Annotated in this window: 5 protein-coding genes; 2 read left to right on the top strand and 3 right to left on the bottom strand. The window is 51.2% G+C overall.

Translation table 11 applies throughout. The features are described from left to right. A partial coding sequence (locus Q7V48_01110; GenBank protein MDO9209340.1) for a transposase occupies positions 1–1021 on the bottom strand: 1021 nt, incomplete at its 3' end. Between the two features lie 757 nt (positions 1022–1778). Between Q7V48_01110 and Q7V48_01105 the strand changes: the two genes are divergently transcribed. Together Q7V48_01105 and Q7V48_01100 are read left to right on the top strand one after the other, a co-directional pair. Further along, complete coding sequence (locus Q7V48_01105) at positions 1779–3455, top strand: 2-oxoacid:acceptor oxidoreductase subunit alpha (GenBank protein ID MDO9209339.1); 1677 nt, start codon at positions 1779–1781, stop codon at positions 3453–3455. Between the two features lie 8 nt (positions 3456–3463). Then, positions 3464–4315 carry a 2-oxoacid:ferredoxin oxidoreductase subunit beta gene (locus tag Q7V48_01100; GenBank protein ID MDO9209338.1) on the top strand — a complete coding sequence of 284 codons (852 nt, stop codon included), beginning with the start codon at positions 3464–3466 and terminating at the stop codon, positions 4313–4315. A 2-nt stretch (positions 4316–4317) separates the two neighbouring features. Here Q7V48_01100 and Q7V48_01095 read toward each other — a convergent pair whose 3' ends face one another. Then, positions 4318–4620, bottom strand: coding sequence for a DUF2293 domain-containing protein (locus tag Q7V48_01095; GenBank protein ID MDO9209337.1), 303 nt, complete (start codon positions 4618–4620; stop codon positions 4318–4320). A 163-nt stretch (positions 4621–4783) separates the two neighbouring features. Next, positions 4784–5268, bottom strand: a 485-nt coding sequence (locus Q7V48_01090; GenBank protein MDO9209336.1) for an aminotransferase class I/II-fold pyridoxal phosphate-dependent enzyme, incomplete at its 5' end; no start/stop codon positions are given.

Genomic DNA, 5268 nt, shown 5'->3' with positions numbered 1-5268 from the left:
CCGCATCTGCAGGCAAAATGAACCTTAACTTCTTGTAAATCTTCCGATACACGGCTACCGCATGAAGCCCATAATAGCGAACCCGCTGCATCCCTTTGGGCAGTATGTGTTGCACCATCCGACCGATAAACCGATAAACATCCACCTCTTCCATCTTCCGCCGGCCACTCTTATGATCACGGTACCAATACTTGACCCACTTCCCATCGTAACTGGCAATGCGCCGAACCGAGATCGGAGGACTCACAACGTATTTGGCCAAATACTTCGCTAACTCCCGAATCCGCTTGGGGACTTCCCCCTTTTGAATGTTCGCCACCAAACCCTTGGGATACTTTCGATAAAGCTCATCAATCTTGGCCCGCATCTCCTGGGTGGGAACCTGCTCTTTGAGCATCTTGAATAGATGATATTGCCATTTCTTGTGAAGAATCTCATAAGGAAAATACTTCAGCGTAACCCATGAATGGCCCCCTCTTCCGCTGGAGGCAATCCCTCCGGAAGTCATAATAATATGCAAGTGGGGATTGTAGCTTCCTGACCTCCCATTCGTCTGGATCACCACAATATACCCCCCAGATACAGCACGCCGAAGAACTGTGCTCAGAGTATCTGCCAAACACTCTATGCCCACTCTCATCAACTCAGACAACAGCCTGGCTTCTCGATAAAAATACTCCCTCAGCTCATCCGGCACCGTCAACACCGTATGCCGATAGGCCACCCCAGGAAACAAAATCGCTTCGATGCGCGCCGCCCATCGATCGGTATACACCTTGGCACAGGACAAACAAAAACAGCTCTTACAAGAAAAAGGCACCCTTCTCCACTCACCCCCGCACCCTCCACACACATAGGTCGCATAGCCGTTTTGCGCATCCCCGCAGCCCAGCATCTTTTGAACGACTTCAGCGTAGCGATCTTCTCGATACCGAGAAAAAGTCTCCTTGAAAGACTCCCAGTGGGTCCGAAAAATCTCTTTAAGCTTGTCTCGGTCAAACCACTGACGAAATGAACCCATCTTGGGAGTGCATTATAACCCTTTGACCTCACAACTAAAAAGAGATTTTTTTGGCATCAGGTTGCCCTCCGGGCACCCTGATGCCAAAAAAGGAAATTCCTATACAATAAATTTAATAGGACGCAGATAACCGCAGATAATTATTTTTTTAGTTTATCCTGATAATCTGTGTTTACCCTGTTAGATGGTAAACATCTAACAGGGTAAATCCGTGTCCAAAAAGGAATTTCCTACACAATTAAATTAGCAGTTAACATGAAAAAAAGAAAGGAGATGGAGAAAATTTCCAACCACGAGGATGAGGAATCAGACCGCATAGTCGTTTACGGACGGGCCATGGTAAGAAAAGGAGGTTTCTAAAATGACTAGGATCCTTCCCTACTAAAGCGGGAGGAGCCAATGGCTCCTCCCTTCCCTTTTCTTTATCCAAAGGTACCGTTTCAGGGTTCTTTTAAATAAGCCAATAACAGATTGCTGAATAAGGTGCTTTTCGCTGCTCAGGATTTTTTTGCCGATCCCGCCGGCGGCAGGACTCGCTTCGTTGAAAAATCACAGAAATCATCCCTCATACTTTTTTCTCATCCCAGGCATTCCCTTAAAGACCATCATTTGGAATAGATGATGATGGACTCAAAAATAGGGTATTTACCCCATTTCTATGTAGGGCTTTTTTTGGTATAAATAATCTATAGGGGCAAAAATGATAAAAAATAGATAGCGGATTTAAGGCTCGCTTCATTTTACTGGAGGATGAAAAATGAATAATACCCTAAATATTCTCATCGGAGGAGAGGCGGGCCAGGGGCTAGTGACCGTTGGTGAAATCCTGGCCAAAAGCCTGGTGCGCAGCGGTTATTACATCGTGGTCACCCAGAGCTACATGTCCCGGATTCGGGGTGGCCACAATACCTTTGCCATCCGGGTGTCCACGGAAGAAATCTTGGCCCCGCAGGAACCAGTCGATCTTCTGGTCGCCCTGAATGACGAAACTCTTACCCTCCATCAAAAAGAATTAACCCCCCGGGGACGCATCGTGGCCGATCAGGGGTGTACCCTCGAAGAAGAAAACTGCCTCAAAGTCCCCTATGGCCATTTGGCTGCGGATAAATTCTCCAACATCGCAGCCCTGGGAGTGGTCTGCTCTCTCCTCGGGCTGGATGAAGCATTGGTGGGCCGAACCCTGGAGGATTTTTTTGGAAAGAAGAACCCTGGTTTGATTGAAGAAAACCGGCGGATTTTAAGTGAAGCTTTTCGGTGGACTTCCGCTCAGCCCACTTTCGCCGGGAAACTTCCTCCCCTTTCCAACCCCCCTTCGCGGGTGATGATGCAGGGAAATGAGGCCATCGCCCTGGGGGCCATCTCCGCCGGGCTGAAATTTTTTTCTTTCTACCCGATGACGCCCTCTACTTCCATCGGCTTAACCCTTGCCCGGCTGGCCGGGAAAATGGGACTGCTTGTGGAGCAAGCCGAAGACGAGATCGCGGCCATCAATATGGCCATCGGCGCTTCCTTTGCCGGAGCACCCAGTATGGTGGCTACCTCCGGAGGGGGGTTTGCTCTGATGGTGGAGGGAGTAAGCCTGGCCGCCATGACCGAAACCCCCATTGTGATCGTGATTGCCCAGCGCCCGGGGCCGGCGACAGGTCTGCCTACACGCACAGAACAAGGAGATTTGAACTTTGTCCTCCACTCCGGCCACGGAGAGTTCCCCCGAGCCATCTTTGCTCCTGGAACCGTCGAAGAGTGCTTCGATCTTACCCGCCAGGCCTTTGCCTTGGCGGAAAATTACCAGGGGCCGGTGTTTATCCTCACTGATCAATTTCTTTCTGACTCCTACCGCTCCCTGAAGCCCTTTGAAGTGGCAACTTTACCCCCTATACAACCCCCGATCGATGCGGTTTTTTCGGACCTTCCCTACCACCGATTTGCCATCACGGACAGTGGCGTCTCCCCTCGTCTCCTTCCCGGTCTGAGCGAATATCTGGTCGTGGCCGGAAGCGATGAGCATACCGAGGATGGTCACCTCACCGAGGATCTTTCGTTGCGCAAGCAAATGGTGGAGAAGCGATTGAAAAAAATGGATAGGATCCGCCAGGAAGTTATTCCTCCGGAGCGCCAGGGAGACCAGAATCCAGACCTTCTTTTGGTTTCTTGGGGGTCGAGCAAGGGATCATGCCTGGAAGCCGCTTCCATGATGAGGTCTTCTGGCCAACGGGTAGCTTCTCTTCATTTCTCTCAGGTATGGCCTATGGTCCCCGAGCAATTTATGGGTTTCCTTCAAGATGCCCGGCAGGTCGTTGGCGTGGAGGGGAATGCCACTGGACAATTGGCCAGCCTCATCCGCCAGGCGACAGGGTTTGAATTTCATCAACGGGTTTACCGGTATGATGGTCTTCCGATCACTCCGGAATATATCCTCCGCCGCTTAAAATGAGGTCAACTATGGTAACTCTTGAGGCGTACGGAAACTATGAAACAGCCTGGTGTCCGGGCTGCGGAAATTTTTCCATCCAAAAGGCTGTAAAAAAAGCTCTGGTTGCGAGCCAGTTGCCGCCCCAGCGGGTTCTCTTTGTCTCCGGGATTGGACAGGCGGCCAAAGCTCCCCATTATCTGAACGTGAACCTCTTCGACGGTTTGCATGGCCGATCCGTGCCGGTGGCCACCGGGGCCAAACTTTCCAACCCGGGATTAACCGTTATCGTCGAGAGCGGAGATGGCTGCAATTACGGGGAGGGAGGAAATCACTTTTTGGCCGCCATCCGCCGTAATATAGATGTCACCTTGCTGGTTCACAATAACCAGGTTTACGGGTTGACCAAAGGTCAAGCCAGCCCCACTTCCGAGCCGGGATTCATTACCAAAGCCCAGCCCGAAGGTGTAGCCTCTGTTCCTTTCAATCCAGTAGCCGTGGCCGTAACCATGCGAGCGGGTTTTGTAGCCAGGGCTTTCTCCGGCTTGGAAGATCACCTTTCCGGCTTAATCCAGCAAGCCATTGCTCACAGAGGTTTCTCGCTCATCGACATCCTGCAACCTTGTGTGTCCTTTAACAAGGTAAATACTTTCAGTTGGTACAAGAAGCGATGCCGCGAATTACCCTCGGATTACGATCCCAAGAACAGGGAAGCTGCCCTGAAAGTTGCCGAAGAATGGGGAGAAAGAATCCCCATCGGGATCATCTACCGCAACGACCGACCTCCTTTTGAAGATAATTTTCCCGTGTTGCAAGAAGGGCGGTTAGTGGGGAGACAAGTGGACCGGAATCTTTTGGCTAATGTCATAGAGAGCTATCGATAGATTCACTTTTTCCCTTGCCATTGACTCATCACCCGATTAACTCTTTCTTCAACTTGCGCCCGGGCGTCCCATCGGTCATAACCGCTAGCCAGTAGCGTGTCGTATTCTGTCTCGGTGTGGCGAATATGGACGACAACCGCTAAGCGAACCGCCTCTTCATCAAACCTCTTCGCCGCTTCTCTTTCTCTTCGTCGCTCCCTAACTTCGATGTCAGCCAAACATTCCTGTTCGGCTTTTTCAGTCGCCTGAGCTTCGACTAAGAGTCCCTGGCGTTCATACCGTTTCCGGGCCCGACTCCACTTCAAAACGACCGCAGCTAAGGTTGAATATTTGCGAGCACGCCTGGTAATGGCCGCATCGCCAGGCGGAAGAAAAACAAGGTGATCTAAATCGGCGCACGCCAGGCAAAGTGCCCCTTTCTCTTTTTGGAGAGTAATCCAGGTCCCTCGACCAAGTTCCTCTCCACATTCATCGCAGGATTTCCTGGCGTATCCGACGTAGGGCTTTTAGGAGAGCGTTGTTATCTTTACGGCTGCGCACGGCAATGCGGAAAAAGTAGGGGCCGATATGATGGAAGGAACTGCAATCACGAATCAGGATTCCATGGGGAATCAATTTTTCCCGTAGTTCGGCAGCATTCAGATTGAGGGTGGGATGTAGCTGCACCAGGAGAAAATTGGCCGTACCGGGATAAGGAATAAACCCGGGGATCGCCCGCAGGCCCTGGGTTAAACGGTCGCGCTCCAGGACGATGAATTCCTTCGTCCGGGTGATGTAATTTTTATCCTGCAAACTAACCGTGGCTGCGATCTGGGCCAGGGCGTTCACGGTCCAGGGTTCCCTGTTCCGGGAAAAATGACGGATGGTTTCTGCATTGGAGATGATATAGCCCACCCGCAGCCCTGGCAGGGCAAAGAACTTAGTCAGCGACCTTAGAATGATGAGCCTCGAGG

This window comes from Deltaproteobacteria bacterium (assembly GCA_030654105.1).
Lineage (GTDB): Bacteria > Desulfobacterota > SM23-61 > SM23-61 > SM23-61 > JAHJQK01.
This window is presented reverse-complemented; position numbering and strand designations above follow the sequence as displayed.

What these genes read in the sequence shown, in the direction of transcription:
- Q7V48_01105 (MDO9209339.1), top strand. Translation starts at nt 1,779, where the DNA reads ATGAATAATACCCTAAATATTCTCATCGGAGGAGAGGCGGGCCAGGGG.
- Q7V48_01100 (MDO9209338.1), top strand. Translation starts at nt 3,464, where the DNA reads ATGGTAACTCTTGAGGCGTACGGAAACTATGAAACAGCCTGGTGTCCG.